General features: G+C 53.1%; 14 protein-coding genes. 8 read left to right on the plus strand and 6 right to left on the minus strand.

Features of this window, described 5'->3' with window-relative positions; all coding sequences use genetic code 11:
• Positions 1-42: 42 nt before the first annotated feature.
• Positions 43-1,575: a P-loop NTPase family protein gene (locus ACFPMF_RS11020; protein WP_379844442.1), complete on the plus strand. Its 1,533-nt coding sequence runs from the start codon at positions 43-45 to the stop codon at positions 1,573-1,575.
• 277 nt (positions 1,576-1,852) lie between these two features.
• Positions 1,853-2,908, plus strand: a complete 1,056-nt coding sequence (locus ACFPMF_RS11025; RefSeq protein WP_379844445.1) for a porin family protein — start codon at positions 1,853-1,855, stop codon at positions 2,906-2,908.
• Positions 2,909-2,964: 56 nt separating this feature from the next.
• On the opposite strand, the gene ACFPMF_RS11030 is transcribed toward ACFPMF_RS11025, so the two are convergent.
• Positions 2,965-3,285 (minus strand): heavy metal-binding domain-containing protein, encoded by a 321-nt coding sequence (locus ACFPMF_RS11030; protein ID WP_379844448.1) that lies wholly within the window; start codon positions 3,283-3,285, stop codon positions 2,965-2,967.
• 368 nt (positions 3,286-3,653) lie between these two features.
• Here ACFPMF_RS11030 and ACFPMF_RS11035 point away from each other — a divergent pair, with 368 nt between their 5' ends.
• On the plus strand, positions 3,654-4,205 hold the full coding sequence (locus ACFPMF_RS11035; RefSeq protein WP_379844451.1) for a lipocalin-like domain-containing protein: 552 nt from the start codon (positions 3,654-3,656) through the stop codon (positions 4,203-4,205).
• 496 nt (positions 4,206-4,701) lie between these two features.
• Here the strand turns inward: ACFPMF_RS11035 and ACFPMF_RS11040 are convergent, their stop codons facing one another.
• The 3 genes from ACFPMF_RS11040 to ACFPMF_RS11050 form a co-directional block, all read right to left on the minus strand.
• The gene (locus tag ACFPMF_RS11040) at positions 4,702-5,379 is read right to left on the minus strand and encodes a uracil-DNA glycosylase family protein (protein WP_379844453.1); all 678 of its coding nucleotides are present in this window, start codon (positions 5,377-5,379) and stop codon (positions 4,702-4,704) included.
• A 101-nt stretch (positions 5,380-5,480) separates the two neighbouring features.
• Positions 5,481-6,299 (minus strand): serine hydrolase, encoded by an 819-nt coding sequence (locus ACFPMF_RS11045; RefSeq protein ID WP_379844455.1) that lies wholly within the window; start codon positions 6,297-6,299, stop codon positions 5,481-5,483.
• Complete coding sequence (locus tag ACFPMF_RS11050; RefSeq protein ID WP_379844457.1) at positions 6,296-7,237, minus strand: 2-hydroxyacid dehydrogenase; 942 nt, start codon at positions 7,235-7,237, stop codon at positions 6,296-6,298. The genes ACFPMF_RS11045 and ACFPMF_RS11050 overlap by 4 nt, the downstream gene beginning before the upstream one ends.
• 139 nt (positions 7,238-7,376) lie before the next feature.
• Here ACFPMF_RS11050 and pdxA point away from each other — a divergent pair, with 139 nt between their 5' ends.
• Both pdxA and ACFPMF_RS11060 read left to right on the plus strand, forming a co-directional pair.
• On the plus strand, positions 7,377-8,528 hold the full coding sequence (gene pdxA, locus ACFPMF_RS11055) for a 4-hydroxythreonine-4-phosphate dehydrogenase PdxA (protein WP_379844459.1): 1,152 nt from the start codon (positions 7,377-7,379) through the stop codon (positions 8,526-8,528).
• 6 nt (positions 8,529-8,534) lie between these two features.
• On the plus strand, positions 8,535-9,425 hold the full coding sequence (locus tag ACFPMF_RS11060) for a YicC/YloC family endoribonuclease (protein WP_379844462.1): 891 nt from the start codon (positions 8,535-8,537) through the stop codon (positions 9,423-9,425).
• A gap of 43 nt (positions 9,426-9,468) precedes the next feature.
• Here ACFPMF_RS11060 and ACFPMF_RS11065 read toward each other — a convergent pair whose 3' ends face one another.
• Positions 9,469-10,527, minus strand: coding sequence for a saccharopine dehydrogenase C-terminal domain-containing protein (locus tag ACFPMF_RS11065; protein ID WP_379844464.1), 1,059 nt, complete (start codon positions 10,525-10,527; stop codon positions 9,469-9,471).
• 68 nt (positions 10,528-10,595) lie between these two features.
• Between ACFPMF_RS11065 and ACFPMF_RS11070 the strand changes: the two genes are divergently transcribed.
• Entirely contained in the window at positions 10,596-11,195 is a 600-nt protein-coding gene (locus ACFPMF_RS11070; RefSeq protein WP_379844466.1) for a DNA-3-methyladenine glycosylase, read from the plus strand.
• A 35-nt stretch (positions 11,196-11,230) separates the two neighbouring features.
• On the opposite strand, the gene ACFPMF_RS11075 is transcribed toward ACFPMF_RS11070, so the two are convergent.
• Complete coding sequence (locus ACFPMF_RS11075; RefSeq protein ID WP_379844468.1) at positions 11,231-13,147, minus strand: CocE/NonD family hydrolase; 1,917 nt, start codon at positions 13,145-13,147, stop codon at positions 11,231-11,233.
• Positions 13,148-13,306: 159 nt separating this feature from the next.
• Between ACFPMF_RS11075 and ACFPMF_RS11080 the strand changes: the two genes are divergently transcribed.
• Complete coding sequence (locus tag ACFPMF_RS11080; RefSeq protein WP_379844470.1) at positions 13,307-15,646, plus strand: TonB-dependent siderophore receptor; 2,340 nt, start codon at positions 13,307-13,309, stop codon at positions 15,644-15,646.
• 9 nt (positions 15,647-15,655) lie between these two features.
• Positions 15,656-16,816: a PepSY-associated TM helix domain-containing protein gene (locus ACFPMF_RS11085; RefSeq protein ID WP_379844472.1), complete on the plus strand. Its 1,161-nt coding sequence runs from the start codon at positions 15,656-15,658 to the stop codon at positions 16,814-16,816.
• The last annotated feature ends 80 nt before the right edge of the window (positions 16,817-16,896 follow it).

Raw genomic sequence — 16,896 nt, forward strand, 5'->3', positions numbered from 1 at the left:
TCCCAGCATAAGCCACCATTTCCGACGCTACCCAACGATTTCATGAGCTATTCATCCCTGAAGAGTAAAGAGTTACTAAAAATAAAAACCCTGGGCGAACTGAAAGCCGCCGGTTATAAACCCAAGTCCATTAAACAGGAACTTCGCGACAACCTGATCGAGAAAATCAAGGCGAAGGAGGTTGTTTTTCCGGGCATCTGGGGCTACGAAGACACCGTCATTCCGGATGTGGAGCGGGCCATTCTGTCGATGCACCACATCAATTTGCTGGGTTTACGGGGACAGGCCAAAACCCGGATTGCCCGGCTGATGGTCAATTTGCTGGACGAATACATCCCAGTGCTGGAAGGCTCCGAGTTGAACGACGATCCGCTGCAACCCCTCTCCCGGTTTGCGCACGACCAGATTGCCGGGAAAGGTGATGCCGCTCCGGTTACCTGGCTGCACCGTGACGATCGCTATACCGAGAAGCTGGCGACGCCCGATGTGTCGGTGGCCGACTTGATCGGCGATGTCGATCCGATCAAAGCCGCTACCCTGAAGTTGCCCTATTCCGACGAACGGACGATTCACTTCGGCCTGATTCCCCGGTCGCACCGCTGCATCTTCGTCATCAATGAGTTGCCGGATTTGCAGGCCCGGATTCAGGTGTCGCTGTTCAATATTTTGCAGGAAGGCGATATTCAGATTCGCGGTTTTAAACTGCGCCTGCCGCTCGATATTCAGTTTGTGTTTACGGCCAATCCGGAAGATTATACCAACCGGGGCAGCATCGTGACGCCCCTGAAAGACCGGATCGACAGCCAGATCGTGACGCACTATCCGAAGTCGCTGGCGGTGGGTAAAAAAATTACGCAGCAGGAAGCCATCGTCAAAACCGAGCAGAAAGGCATGGTGAAAACCAACGACCTGATTACCGACCTGATCGAGCAGGTGGCCCTGGAAGCCCGTGAAAGTGAGTATGTTGATGCTAAAAGTGGCGTCTCGGCGCGGTTGACTATTGCGGCCTTTGAAAACCTGCTGTCGGCGGCCGAACGCCGGGCGCTGTTGAATGCCGAAAAAGATACCTACGTCCGGATTTCGGACCTGTACGGCGTCATTCCGGCCATTTGTGGGAAAGTCGAACTGGTGTACGAAGGCGAAGTGGAAGGTCCGGTCATCGTGGCCCAGAACCTGATCGGAAAAGCCATTCGGACCCAGTTCCTGAACTACTTTCCGAACCCGGAAAAAGCCAAAAAACAGAAGGGCGGCAATCCTTACAAAAAAATAACCGACTGGTTCGGCGACGGCAACGTCATCGAATTTCTGAATGACCTGCCCACCCGCGACTACGAAAACCGCCTGCGGGCCATCGACGGTCTGGACGATGTGGTGGATTCGCTGCATCCGCGGCTGAGCCGCTCCGAAAAACTGTTCATGATGGAATTTGCCCTGCACGGGCTGGCCGAATATTCGCTGGTTGGCAAGAAAGCGATGGACACCGGCCAGCAGTTTAAAGACCTGCTAGGCAGTATGTTCAGCCCCGGAAACTCCTTCGGGGAAGACGATGATGACGACGACGAAGACAGGTTTTGAGAGAGTTAAGAGTTATAAGTTAAGAATTAAGAGTTAAGAGTTGGCTTCGCAGGAATAGAATGCGTCAGCCAACTCATAACTCATAACTCTTAATTCTTAACTCTTCAAAAAAGGCAGTTCGCAGCGCGGGCTGCCTTTTTTGTTGTCGTGAAATGCTACAGGGAAACTACGCAATTCGAAAATCACGTAGTTTTTCTCTAGTCACGCCATATCCAGCGATATAATTTTGCAGCATCAGTAACAACAAATACACATCTACTTAAGCGTCATCACCCCAATGAAAGCATCCTTATTTACCGTCTGTCTGGTCGCCGTTGGTCTGCTGGCCGAAGCCCAGACTGCGAAGCCAAAAACCACGGCAGCCAGTAAGCCTGCCACGGCGACTGTCCAGAAGAAACCGGTGGCAGCAACCGCGCAGAAGAAAACCACGACGACGGCCAAACCAAAAACCACCGCGACGGCGGCTAAAAAACCGGCTCCGAAACCGGTCGTAGCCACAACCCCCGCACCCGCCCCGACGGAAGTTGCTTCAACAACGGCCGTGGCTGAATCCGAACCGGTGCTGGCGCAGCAGTCGGTTGCCGAAACCAAACCGGTGGCGGAAGTAACCGAAAAAGAGTCAACGAAACAGCCTAAAAAAACAAAAGCTGAAAAAGCAGCCAAACCCGAAAAGGTGGCAAAAGTGAAACCGGAAAAACCGGCAAAGGAGAAAACCAAATCGTCATCTTCCGGAAGCGGTTTGTCGGTTGGGATTCGCGGAGGGGTTAACGCGTTGCTGAACGAATTTATCCCGACGGAAGACCTGGAAGGGGCTACCGGACAATCCGAAACCGCCCCCGGTTTTACGGGTGGGGTCGTTATTAACTACGGCATCGGCAATGTTTTCTCTATTCAGCCGGAAATCCTGTACACACGTCGTTCCATGAAATTTGCGGGTGAAGAGGTGGGGCAAAAATATTCCCTGCAGGCATCGGTCAACACCGTGGAGGTGCCGCTTCTGCTGAAATTATCATTTGGTCGGAAAACCCGGTTTTTCATCAATGCAGGTCCGTATGCCGCCTATGCGCTGGACGCCCGTGTGAAGTTTGTCGTGGATGGCCAAACCATGGTGGACGAAACCCAGAAGCTGACGAAAGACGACGACCGGCTTGAATACGGTGTTACCGGTGGCCTGGGCGTATCGATTCCGGCGGGTCCCGGTTCGTTACTCATCGAAGGGCGCTACCACTACAGTTTGGGCACCGATGCCGACCCGAAACCAACCGATTATGTGAGCCAGCAGGTGGCTACGTTTTCCGTAGGGTATCTTTTCCCGCTCGGACGCAGACGATAAACTCCACGGCATCTGCTGCGGTTTTCGAAAACCGCAGCAGGCGGAAACCGGACCGGTTACTCAATCACGACCGCCGTTCCGTTGGCGCTGACCATCAGCAGCCCGCCGTTTCCACCGATTGTTTGATAATCCAGATCGACGCCAATGATGGCATTGGCACCCAGCCGCTGGGCCTGCTCGATCATTTCTTTCATGGCAATGCTTTTGGCTTCGCGCAATGCCTGTTCATACGCGGAGGATCGGCCGCCCTTGATGTCGCGTACGGTTGCAAAGAAGTCCTTGATAAGATTGGAACCAATAATGGCTTCCCCGTTGGCCAGACCGAGGTATTTAGTGACCCGTTTGCCTTCGATGGATGAAGTAGTTGTTACCAGCATAAGTTGATCTGAGTGTAACCGCCTGATGACTCCTGATTTTGAGATGACGCGGTAAGCCAAAATTAAATACCGGGAGTAAACGGTTTTACAGAGTTACACAGAAGATAATTTTTTAAGTATGGGGTATTTGTTTTCCCGTACAGGCGGTAATCGGTAACAGTGGGTTAAGAGAGCGAAACCGCCTATCCGGTTTTTGCATTGCCCGTGAACGAAACGAAGTACCAAACCGTACAAACATTTCATCCCGCGGATGTAACTGTTGAAACCTAAAGATACTCATTTCATAAGAAAGCCACTGGCTGACCGCACCAATTTTGCTCAATTTTGAATCACAAACCAATTTTTTAAACAAATAACAAAAAACACCCATGAAAACAACAACACTTTTGAACCGCATTAACTTTCGTTTTAACTGGTCGCTGGCACTGTTAGTAGCCCTGCCGCTGTGGTTTGCCAGCTGTAGCAAAGACAAAGACGCCGATGGCAACCCGGATGTGAAACCGAATTCAGTAGAGGGAAGCTGGAAAATTTCGGGTATGAAACTCAATGTGCAGGTCGATCTGGGGAATGGGACGAAAACAAATGACTTTTTCGTGATGATGAAAGCGATTCCCGGTTTCGACGGCGATGCGCTGATTGCCTGTCTGACGGATACCAAGATGACGTTCAACGGAAATGGTACGATTACGGGAACACCCTCGCCAAAGTGCAATTTTGATGGCGCTGATGATTATAATCCGATCGAAGACAAATCAACCTGGAAAGTAGACGGAAATAAGCTGACGATTACCAGCGGAGGGGTTCCGGAAGTTTACGATCTGGTGATCGACGGAAACACCATGAAACTGTCATCCCCCATCGAAGATATGAATGATGACGGTAAAGAAGACATTATGACGATGGAGTTGAAGAAAGCATAAATAAACTCAGTTGTTAGAACAAAACCGCCTGCCGAGTCATCGATGGGCGGTTTTTGCTATAAACTGACTAAATCAGGTGTAGTGGTCCTATAGATGCGCTGCAGATGATACTTATCAAAAACTTGACTTATCTTAAGGATAGAGCTCGTTCAACAAGCTATTTTTTATTCCCCAAACCTCTCCATATTGATTGAGAGGAGTTTGGGGAATAAAATTGATGATAACTTAAAGTTACAGTATTGTACTTTTTAAATATTCTCAAAACCGGCAAACTGTAGCGAATGTTGTGAACCTTCACACCCCCAGCAATGTCGCAAAGTAGCTGTCAGTATGGGAATTTTCAGGGGCAAAAGAATTTCAATTTAGCAGCCTGTCAGCCGATTTTGCATTTTGAAGTGAAACGAAGAGGACTTGGGGCCGCATTCTGCTCAGGACTCAATTGTAATAAACTTGACTGGCTCTGAAAATGGGTTGGCTGTTTTTGAATATAACCAGGTTAGAGAATGCAATCCGCCAGCGTCCTCACATACGTGTCCACGTACGAATCCATGTCCCGGCTGCGGTATTGGAGGATGTAGCGCGGGTGGTCGAGGGTGACAATCCGGCCGAAAAAACCGTGTTGCTGGTTGAGTTTTTGCAAGAACGCTTCGTTTTTGCGGCCCAGACAAACCGCCACATTCCGGTTGCAGCCAAACGTAAGCTGTTGCCGGACCGCTGAAACAATGTCCGGCCAGAGGGTGGCGGTGGTGGCTTTGTCGTCGTAAAAATTGTAATTCTTCCCGCCTTTTACCAGCGCCAGCGGAAAAAGGGAGGTGAGGAAAAACCGCCCGTAAAAGGCTTCGGCACCCCCAAACGCTTCGACAATCTGGTACACAAATCGGCTTGACAGCTCCGGCGTGGGCGGCAGGTTGTTGTCGATACCGCAGTATTTTTGCAGGTTCTGGGGCGTTGTAAACGAGATGCCGGTGACGCCCGCGCCAAACCGGCCGGGGTTGATGCCCAGGATGTAAACCCGGGGCGTTGGATCGGCAAAAAAGCGGGAATAAAACGCCCGGACGATGGCCTGCACGTCCGGCTGACGATACGGATTCAGCGCACTGACACCCGGCGGCAGGCTGGTCGGTTCGCTCAGGTTCAGGTAATACGGAATGGCGCGGTCGGCGAAAGTTTCCACAATGATGCCGTTGCTAGGTGGATCTGGAATGGTCCGGGTTGTTAGCAGCCGTCTGGCTGTACACTAGAAACTAAAAATCACACCGCTGGTTTGAAACGGAGTTACTGATACTGGTTATAACAAATCCGGGCAATGTCGCCAATGATCCGTTCGGCCTCCGGGGTGGTGGTTCCCTGCACAAAAACCGCTAACAGAAACGGCTTGGTCACGTAAAAAAGGCCGACATCACCCCGCACGTACGTCAGTTCGCCGGTTTTGTGCGCAATAATGGCTGATTTGGGTAAAAAACGCCGAAATGTGGTGGTATCCTGATTGGCTTTTAAAATGTCGATCATCTGGGCGCAAAGCGCCGGCGTCGCCACGTCGTTCCGGTAAATCTTCTTCAATAAAAGATTCATTTCGCGGGCGGTCACCCGGTTTTCGCGCCCTTGTCTAGCCGCCAGCGTATCCATCATGACCCGGTTTAAGCGGCTTTCGGTCAGGCCCAGGTTCCGCATACGCTGGTTGATGGCATCCATGCCCAACGCCCGAATCAGGATGTTGGTGGCCGTATTGTCGCTATGGGTCATCATCAGCGTCAGCACCTCGCGGTAGGTGAGTTGGCTTTGGGCGGGGTAGGTCTGCAAAACGCCGGAACCACCGGTTTTTTCGGCTTCCTGCAACACATGAATTTGCGCCAGATCGAACCGGTTGGCCTTTACCTGCTCCATGGTTTCGATCATGATCGGGATTTTGATGACGCTGGCCGAGGGCGTTACTTCGTCGGCCAGGTGGTCGAAACGGGAACCATCCGTCAGCGATTCCAGGGCTACGTGGACGCGCGCCGGGGCAGGTACTTTTTGCAGGTAAGCGGTCAGTTGTTCAGGAAGTGTCTGGGCGGTTGCCAAAGTGGGTAGAAGCAGAAAAAGGAGCCGTTTCATCGTAACGCTTTCAGTTGGCGAACCAGCACTTCATTGATCCGGACGTAGCTTTCGTGCGTCCACCCCGCCACGTGGGGGGTCAGCAACACCTTGTCCGAATGCCGAAGATAGTCAAAAGCGGCCTGTTGATCGGGGGTCAGCTTCGCTAATTTTTCGTTTTCCAGTACATCCAGACAGGCCCCGCGCACCTTACCGCTTTCCAGTCCGCGGACCAGGGCCGAGAGCGACACCACTTCGCCCCGGGCAATGTTAATCAGGTAAAACGGTTTTTCGAACCGGGTAATGAAGGCATCGTCGATCATCATCCGGGTTTCTGCCGTGAGCGGAATGTGCAGACTCAGCACGTCAGCCTCTTCCATGATTTGTTCCAGTTCTGCTTCCTGGGCGTAGGCTCCACCGTAGTGGGTCAGGTATTTATCGTAACACAATACCCGGCAGCCAAAACCGCTGAGCCGCCGGGCGGTGGCGTGCCCGTTGTTCCCAAAACCGACAATCCCGACCGTCAGGCTACCGAGTTCGTAGCCTCGGTTTCCTTCGCGGTCCCAGAGGCCCTGCCGTACCTCGCGATCGGCTTTGGCAAGGTTGGCCAGGAGGCCCAGCAGCATCCCAACCGTATGTTCGGCCACGGCGTCGCGGTTGCCTTCGCCCGCGTGGAAAACCCGGATGTTGCGGGCTTCGGTGATGCCGAGATCGATCAGGTCCAGGCCCGCACCGGCGCGTCCGATAAACTGCAGGCGGTGGGCGGCTGCTAACACTTCCGCATCGACGGTTGTTTTACTCCGGATCACCAGACCGTCGTAGTCGCCGATTTGCTGAATTAAGTCGGTGCGTGAAATTTTGGGGTCATACCGGTAACGAAATCCTGCCTGATCGAGCATCGAAAACAGGGAAGGATGCATCTCGTCGGCAATCAGGATTATGGGTTGTATCTGGGACATCCGTAGGGATTTTGTAACTTGCGGAATCATTCTTAACTAACGATGAATAATGAACAATGAAAAATAACGTTTCTGGGTTCCAGTACGATTAAAACTTCATTGTTCTACTCATTTGAAAAAGGCGAAACTACTAACTTAAATGGAACCGCGCCAATCGGAGAAGCAGCACGAACGTCAACCGGAACCCCAACCGCGTCGGCCCGTCATTGGGATCACGCTCGGTGATTATAATGGCATTGGGCCCGAAGTTATCCTGAAGTCCCTGCAACACAATCGGTTGCAGAAAATTTGTACACCGGTTATCTACGGTTCCATGAAGGTGCTGAACCGGTACAGGAACATGTTGCAGCAGGGTGGTTTATCGCTCAAAGACTGGAACCTGAACGGAATTCAGCACGTCGGACAAGCCAACCCGAAGTTTACCAACGTCATTACCTGCTGGAATGAGCAGGGTGGGGGCGACCGGCAGAATCAGGAGGTGCAGCCGGGCAAAGTGACGCCCGAAGCCGGGCAGGCCGCGCTGGCGTGTTTGCAGCGGGCCACCGAAGACCTCAAAGCCGGGCATCTGGACGCGATTGTAACGGCACCGATCAATAAACACAACATCCAGACGGAAACCTTTACCTTTCCGGGCCATACCGAATATTTTGCCGAAGCCTTCGGGGTGAAAGAGAACCTGATGTTTCTGGTGAGTGAAACCCTGCGGGTGGGGGTTGTAACGGGTCACATTCCGGTGGGACGCGTCCGGTCGAATATCACCAAGGACAAAGTTTTGCAGAAGCTGCAATTGATGCAGCAGTCGTTGCGGGGTGATTTCGGGATTCGGAAACCGCGCATTGCGGTGTTGGGTCTGAATCCGCACGCGGGGGAAGAAGGCTTGCTGGGCAATGAAGAACAGGAAATTCTGAAACCGCTGATTCAGGAACTGCGCAACAAGGGCCAGTTGATTTACGGACCGTTTGCCGCCGACGGTTTTTTCGGCACCCGTTCCTACCGCAAGTACGATGCGGTGCTGGCGATGTACCACGATCAGGGATTGATTCCGTTCAAAACCATCGCGTTTGACGAAGGTGTCAATTTTACGGCCGGAATGCCGTTCGTCCGGACGTCGCCCGACCACGGGACGGCCTACGATATCGCCGGGAAAAATCAGGCCGACGAAACGTCGATGACGCAGGCCATTTACGTCGCCTGCGATGTGGCTAAGTACCGGAAGGAAATGGCGGAAATTGAGAAAAATGCCCTGAGTAAGAAAACAATCAGTGGAAAAATAAGTGAGCAGTCTGCTTAACACACTATGCTAAAATCGATGACGGGATTCGGTAGCGCAACCCAGGAAGCCAACGGGTTGACGGTTACTGCCGAAGTGAAAACGTTAAACTCCAAGTTTCTGGATATTTATTGCCGGCTGCCGCGCGTATACTCCGATAAAGAGGTTGAATTACGAAATCTGCTCACTCAGCGGCTCGAGCGCGGCAAAGTCGAGCTATCACTGAATGTAACCCGCCTGACCGATATTCGCCCCGGGGTAACGGTCAACCGGCCGTTGGTGGAAGCGTACGTGAACGATCTGCGGAACACGTCGCAGTCGTTGCTGCTCGATGTGTCGGACAGCGATCTGTTTAAACTGGCCTTACAGCAACCCAACGCGTTTAATTCGGAAGTTTCAACGGCCTCAGAAACCGCTGCCAGCGACTGGGAACATATCCAGTTGACGGCCCTGGAAGCGATCCGGAAGTGCGACGAGTTCCGGCAGCAGGAAGGCCACGGGCTGGAAAGCAAGTTTCGGGAATACATTCAGATCATTGCGGACCGGCTGACGCTGATCGAAGTGCAGGATGTGAAACGGATTCCGGCCGTGCGCGAACGGGTCCGCAACCTGGTAACGGAACTGATGGGCAGTGACGAATTCGACCAGAACCGGTTTGAGCAGGAACTGATTTATTACATCGAGAAATTCGATATTTCGGAAGAAAAAGTCCGGCTGAAAAACCACCTCAGCTATTTTCTGGAGGTCCTGGCGGCCGAGGAAGCCAACGGCAAAAAACTCAACTTCATTGCGCAGGAAATCGGCCGGGAAATCAATACGATCGGTTCCAAAGCCAACGATGCGTCGATTCAGCGGCTGGTCGTTCAGATGAAAGACGAGTTGGAGAAAATCAAGGAACAGACGTTGAATGTAATCTGATTCCCCATCTGATCGCGCCATGGGACAATCGCCCCGGGCGCGATCAGGTGGGACCAAAAAACGCCCCGTTTGAGGTGGTTAACAGCAAGTCAAACGGAATTTCTTCCTGCTTGATAAAGCCCTGTTGCGGTAGCAAACCGTCGGCCACGAGTTCAACCACGGCGGCTACCGAGCTGGCGGTGGTCCAGGAGATGGCCCGCCAGGATTGCCCGTCGATGTCCCGGGGGTGATAGGCCCGGAAAAATTCTTCACGCTCCAGCACGGCTCCTTTCCAGCCTTCCACCACCGCGTACACATACACCACATCGGATTGCACCGGCGGTTTGGCTTCGGTCAGAATCTGCTCGACCAACGCCCGTTTGTCCTTGAGAATCAGTTCGTACAGCAAAAAGCGCATCAGTTTGGCGTGGCCGGGATACCGAATGGTTTTGTAGTTGAGCGTATCGACGAGCCCGGCGTAGGTTTCGCACATGGTTCCCAAACCGCCCGAGGTGCTGAAGGCTTCGAATTCCTGCCCTTCAATATTGATCACTTCGATGCCGTCGAGAGCGGGTACGGTTTTGAAAACGCCGTTTGCAATCACCTCGCAATCGTTCAGGTATTCATTGATCACTCCGGCGGGCGACCACGTAAAGGAATACCCCAGCAGACCGTTGGGGTAGCGGGGCAGTGCCCCGACGCGCAATTCAATATCCCGCAGTTTGGTAAACCGGTTTGCCAGGTCGGCCCCCACGATTCCGATCAGGCCCGGTGCCAGGCCGCACTGGGGCGCCATGACGGCTTTGGCGGTTTCGGCCATCTGGCGGATGGCGGTGGTCGTCGGGACGTCTTCCGTCAGGTCGAAATAATGCAGCCCCAGCTGCCAGGCGGTTTTGGCAATCGGCAGGTTCAGGTTATAGGGAAGGCAGGAGACCACTCCGTCGAAATCCGCCAGGATCGTCAGGAGCGTGGCTTCGTCGGTTACGTCGCCCGGGATGACGGGAAACGGAAGCTGATACGCCGGTTGCACTTTATCAAAACCCGTTACGGTGAAGCGTTTATTGAGCAGGATGCCGACCAGCGAGCCGACTTTTCCCATCCCAACGACCAGAATTTTTTTCATAGGTGTGTCAATACAAAGTTGAAGGGGCAACGTTAGCAAGGTACTAAGTTTTTCTACAAATTGGATTCATGAAACTGCCTCTTGAATTTTATCAGGAACAGGATACCCTCACGCTTTCGCAGCGGCTGCTGGGCTGCGAACTGGTGCACGAAAGCCCCGAAGGAACCACCGCCGGCATTATTGTCGAAACCGAAGCCTACCTGACCGGTGATCCGGCCTGCCATGCCTACCGGCGCCGAACCGCCCGGAATGCGGCCATGTTCGGGCCGGCCGGTACGTTGTATGTTTACCTGATTTACGGTTTTTACTACTGCCTGAATGTGGTGACGGGGCCGGAGGACGTCGGGGAAGCGGTTTTGATTCGTGCCCTCGAACCCACGGAAGGCATTTCGCTGATGGGCGAACGACGCAACCTGGACCCGTCGACGTCGGCGGGACTGCGGGGGTTAACGAGCGGGCCGGGCAAACTGGTGATTGCGATGGGAATTACAAAAGAGCATAACTTTCAGTCACTGACGACACCGGATGCGGTTTCACCGGTTTATATCCGCCCGCGCCGTCGGACGGCTATTGAAATGGTCACAACCACGCGGATTGGCATTACGCAGGGTGCGGACTTGCCCTACCGGTTTTACGAAAAAGGAAACCGGTTTGTCAGCAAGTGGTGAGGTGACAAACCGGTTTTCAGCCGATAGGGGAGCGCTTATTTTAAGACCTGCACGTCGATGCTGGAACTGTTGTAAACGCGGTGCGTTGCTTTCTGGAAGTCGGCGGCATCAGCTTTGAAAATGTTTTCGACGTACGTCTGCGGGTTCCGGTCGATGAGCGGGAACCACGTACTTTGTACCTGAACCATGACGCGGTGGCCTTTTTTGAAGGTGTGCAGAACGTCCTGTAGCCGGAACGTAACATCCGTACTTTCATCCGGTTTAAACGGCTCCGGCGTTTCAAACGAGTTACGGAACCGCCCGCGCATCGCTTCGGAACGAACCATCTGCTGGTAGTTTCCGAGCGTTACATTCTTGTTGGGCATATACGGGTGGTTCGGCTCGTCGGGCGGGTAGACATCGATGAGTTTCACCACCCAGTCGGCGTCGGTACCCGTCGTGCTTACTTTCAGTTTGGCCATAATTTCACCCCCGAATGTCAGGTCTTCCGTCAGCGGTTCGGTCTGGAACACCAGCACATCCGGTCGACGGCCCGCAAAACGCTGATCCTCCGACATATAATTAAAAGGCGTAAAACCGGCAGTATTATCCTCCGTATACGGAACCGGTTTCATCGGATCGCTGATAAATTCCGAAAAGCCCTGAACATCACCGGTTTGCTGGGATAGCTGACCCGTACTTTTCAGTTTGAAGCTCACCGTCTGCGCTTCGGCCGCGGGCCATTTATCGAAGGTTTTCCAGGTTTTCAGGCCCGTGTCAAACAGGTACGCTTCCGGCAACCCGGTTTTTCCGTCGCCCGGCCCTTTCAGAAAATGATGGAAGAAGTTCGCTTCGATGTTACGCTGGTAGAAGGTCGCAATGCTATCGCCAAAATAAATATTGCTGTGCAGCGTGTGGCCGGTTTCGGCCGACCATCTGCCGTGACCAAACGGCCCCATGACCAGCGTGTTATACGTGCCGGGATTATTCTTCTCCAGCGTTTTGTAGACATTGAGCGGACCGTACAAATCCTCCGCATCGAACCAGCCCCCCACCGTCATCACGGCATGTTTGACATTTTTCAGGTGGGGCAGAATGTTCCGTTTCTGCCAGAATTCGTCATAGTTGGGGTGATTGACGGTTTCCTGCCAGTAAAAATTATCCTTATAGAGTTTGTCGGCATTTTTCAACGGCCCCAGATCATACTGCCACTGAAAACCGTCTTTGATCGACTGGTTGATCATGGCGGGCATGAACCAGCTTTCGGTGGTCGGTTTCGGGTGCTGAATACCAAAAACCGGGTACGTGAACAGATAGGCCTGAATAAACGCGCCGTTGTGGTGAAAGTCGTCGAAGAAAAAGTCGGCAATCGGAGCCTGGGGCGACGACGCTTTCAGGGCCGGATGGGCGTCAACGGCTCCGGCAACGGTGTAAAAACCGGGGTAGGAGATTCCCCACTGGCCCACGCGCCCGTTGTGAAACTTGATATTTTTCAGGAGCCATTCGATGGTGTCGTACGTATCCGAACTTTCGTCGGGCGAACCGGCGGTGGTGGATGGGGCGGTTTTGGCTTTCTTTTTCGAAGCGGCCACCGGAGCCGGATCGGGCAGGTTGGGAGTCATGTTGGTCCAGGTGCCTTCGCTCATGTAACGCCCCCGAACATCCTGATAGACAAAAATATACTTGTCGCGCATCAGCGTTGAAGAGGGGCCCAGGCGGTTTGGGTATTGATCCGGGCCGTAGGGCGCTACACTGTAGCAGGTGCGCTGCATCATAATCGGGTATTTTGCCGTTTCCGAAGCGTCTTTGGGGACGTAAACCGCCGTATGCAGTTTGGTGCCGTCGCGCATCGCAATCGAATACTCGGTTTTCTGATAATGCTGACGAATAAAGTCGGCCTCGGGGTTGGCAGACTGTGCCCGAACCAGTGCCGACCAGACTAGGAGGATGAGTGTAAGGAATTGAACGTTCATGGGAATATTTCCGGTCTAGACCAAACATAGCTAATTTTTTGCAGAAAATGTTAGGAGACATCAAACCGGTTTTTACCTTTGTATTTATAATTAGTCTAAATAAATAATCTATATAGAAGTATGTGTAACTTTTCTCCTGTTTTTCGAACTTTTTCTTTTATGATTGGGCTGTTAATCAGTCTGTTGACTGATCCGCTATTGGCTCAGACTACCGGCAGCATAACCGGGAAAACGCTTGCTGGTGATGCTACCCCACTGGCCGAAGTCAGCGTTCGCATTGCAGGGACCCGGCTGGGGACGCTCACCAACGAGGCTGGCGAATTTGTGATTAACAAGGTACCCGCTGGACAGCAGATTCTGGTCATTTCCCGGGTGGGCCACCAGCGCATTCGCCGGACGGTCACCGTCGAGGCAAACGAAGTAACGCAAGTGCCTGACCTGACCGTCCTGGAAAACGCCGAGCAATTGGATGAGGTCATTGTTGACGGGAAAAGTGCGTATAAAACCGACATCCCGTCTACCAGTTTGCGGTTAAAAACGCCGTTGATCGAACTGCCCCAGAACATCCAGGTGGTGAGCCGGCAACTGCTGGCCGATCAGCAGGTTTTTGATATGCTGGAAGGCGTCTCGCGCAATGTCAGTGGGGTAACCCGGCAGGAACACTGGGACAATTATGCCCGACTCAACATGCGCGGTTCGCGGGTGGCGCCCTTCCGGAATGGAATGAACGTGGAATCAACCTGGGGACCCCTGGCCGAAGATATGTCGATGGTGGAGCGGATCGAGTTTGTGAAAGGGCCGGCCGGTTTTATGATGGCCAATGGCGAGCCCAGCGGTTTTTACAATGTGGTGACCAAAAAACCGACCGGGATCAGTCGGGGAGAGGCCGGTTTTTCCGTCGGCAGTTTCGATACCTACCGCGCCACACTCGATCTGGATGGCAAGCTGAGTCCGGATAACCGCCTGCTGTACCGACTCAATCTGATGGGCCAGTCGAAAGGCTCGCACCGGGATTTTGAATACAATAACCGGTATACCATTGCCCCGGTTCTCAAGTACAAAATCAGTGAACAGACGTCGATTACGGCGGAATATACCTATCAGTATTCGCAAATGTCGGCGATTGGTTCGGCTTATGTCTTTGGGGGCAACCGTCTGGCCGAGTTCCCCCGGAATGCGACGATTGCTTCGGCCAATCTGGACCCGACAGTTATTCACGACCATAGCGCCTTCCTGATTTTTGAACACCAGATTGACCCCAACTGGAAACTGACGGGGCAGCTCGCGTATTTCAATTTTAATCAGGTGGGTAGTTCGCTCTGGGCGGATTCGGCCAAGGCCGACGGACGGATTTACCGGTATGCTGGTATCTGGGATGCGGCTAACGAGAGCAAGTTCGCGCAGCTTTTTGTCAACGGCGAGGTGACCACCGGGCCGGTTGTCCACCGGATTCTGGGGGGGCTGGACCTGGGGACGAAGAAATACATGGCCGACTGGGGCCAGAGTTTCCCGATGTACGATAGCAGCTTCGTTTTTAATGCCAATACACCGAATTATTATCTGCCGGCTAACCTGTTACCCCGTTTCGATCGGTCGGTGAGCCTGCGGCACCGGGCCGGGGTTAACATCATGACCCAGTCGTTCACCGGACTGTATCTTCAGGACGAACTTCGTTTCTGGCAGGACCGGATTCGGCTGACTCTGGCGGGCCGCCTGACCTCCGTGAAAGATAGTCAGTATGGAACTGGCACCAACGAAACCAGGTTTACGCCCCGCGTCGGGATCAGCGGTTCGCTGACTAAACAAACTTCACTTTATGCACTTTACGATCAGGCTTTTGTGCCGCAGGCGGGTACGGATCGACAGGGCAAACGTTTTGACCCGATTACCGGGAACAACCTCGAAGCCGGTCTGAAGAAAGACTGGGCCGAGGGTCGCTGGAATTCAACGGTTTCGGTTTACCAGATCACCAAAAACAACGTGCTGACCACCGATCCGACCAACCCGAACTACTCGATTCAGTTGGGCCAGACCAAAGCCAACGGGGTGGAAGTGGACGTGCGCGGTGAATTGCTGCCCAGCCTGAACCTGGTGGTGAACTACGCGTATACGGATGCCAAAATCACGAAAGATACGCGCTCGGAGAGCGTCGGAATGCCGGTTCCGGGTTTTAGTAAACACGTTACGAATGCGTGGCTTTCGTATCGTCTGCGCAAAACCGCCCTGCAGGGACTGGGCGTTTCGCTGGGCTATCAATGGCAACTGGATCGCTATGGCTGGTTCTCGGATGCCATCAGCAAGGAACCGACCTTGCCCAACACCTTCAAGCTGGACGGCGCGATCTCGTGGCAAAACCGGCGCATGCACATTGCGTTGAATGTGAACAACATTCTGGATGCCTATCTGTATTCGGGGGCTTATTATGCCTGGAGCAATGCCTATTACTGGCAGGCTGAAGCGCCCCGAAATTTCCGGCTGAGTTTGGGCTATACATTCTGATAAAATCCAATGACGGTAAAACAACTGGTTGGAAAACTGCACCGCTGGCTCGGGCTGGCCTCCGGACTTCTGGTGTTTGTGGTCGCGATTACGGGCTGTATACTAGCCTTTGAGCTGGAAATTAAAAGTATCCTACGACCGTTTCAGTACGTGGAACCGGTTCCGAATGCGACAGTTTTGCCGCCTTCCCGTCTGAAAGCCATTGCCGAAAAACAAGTGCCCGGAAAACCGGCTAAAGGCGTCAATTATGGCGAATGGGGGCGAAGTGTCAATGTGCCGTTTTACGGGGCGGATCCCGATTATTATTACCAGGTTTACCTGAATCCGTACACCGGTGAGGTCCTGAAAGTGGTGGATGAGGAGGGCGATTTTTTCCATTTTATTCTCCACGGCCATTATTACCTCTGGTTGCCGGAGGAGATTGGGCAGCCAGTTGTGGCCTACGGAACGCTCCTTTTTACCCTTATGCTCATAAGCGGACTGGTGTTGTGGTGGCCGAAAAAATGGAACCGGGCCCATCGGGATAAGAGCTTCAAAATCAAGTGGAAAGCCCAGTGGCGCCGGGTCAATTACGACCTGCATAACGTACCCGGTTTTTATGCTTTGTCGTTTTCGCTGATTCTGGCCATTACGGGTATGATTTTTGGCATCGAATGGCTGTCCAATTCGATTTACTGGTCTACCACGGGTGGCAAAACCTTGCCCGTATACCAGCAACCGCTGTCGGACTCCACGGCAACACCACGTTTTGCGGACCCGGTCGATCGGGTATGGCAACGGTTTTACAGGCACAAAACCGCTACCAACAGCCTGTACATTTCGTGTCCCGAATTGCGCTCCGAATCCATTGCGGTTTCGATCAATCACCGGCCCGGAACCTACTACAAGAATGACTATTATACGTTCGATCGCTACACGCTGAAGGAGTTACGGGGAGAAGGGCCGTATTTTGGGGCGTATGGTAAAGCCGACTTTGGTGATAAGCTCCGGCGCATGAATTACGACATCCACGTCGGTGCCATTCTGAGCTGGCCCGGTAAAATCCTGGCTTTCTGCGCCAGCCTGGTTTGCGCTAGCTTACCCGTAACCGGTTTCATCATCTGGTGGGGCCGTCGGAAGAAAAAGGCCGTAAAGCCGCAACGCCGGGTTTCCAAACCGCAGGCGGCATAGAGGAAGGACAGTTTACGGTGGCTGACGCGTTCTTTGTGTGCGTCAGCCACCGTAAACTGAAAACCGTAAACTGTACCTGA

The sequence above is a fragment of the Larkinella bovis genome (genome assembly GCF_042655385.1).
Taxonomy (GTDB): Bacteria; Bacteroidota; Bacteroidia; order Cytophagales; family Spirosomataceae; genus Larkinella; species Larkinella bovis.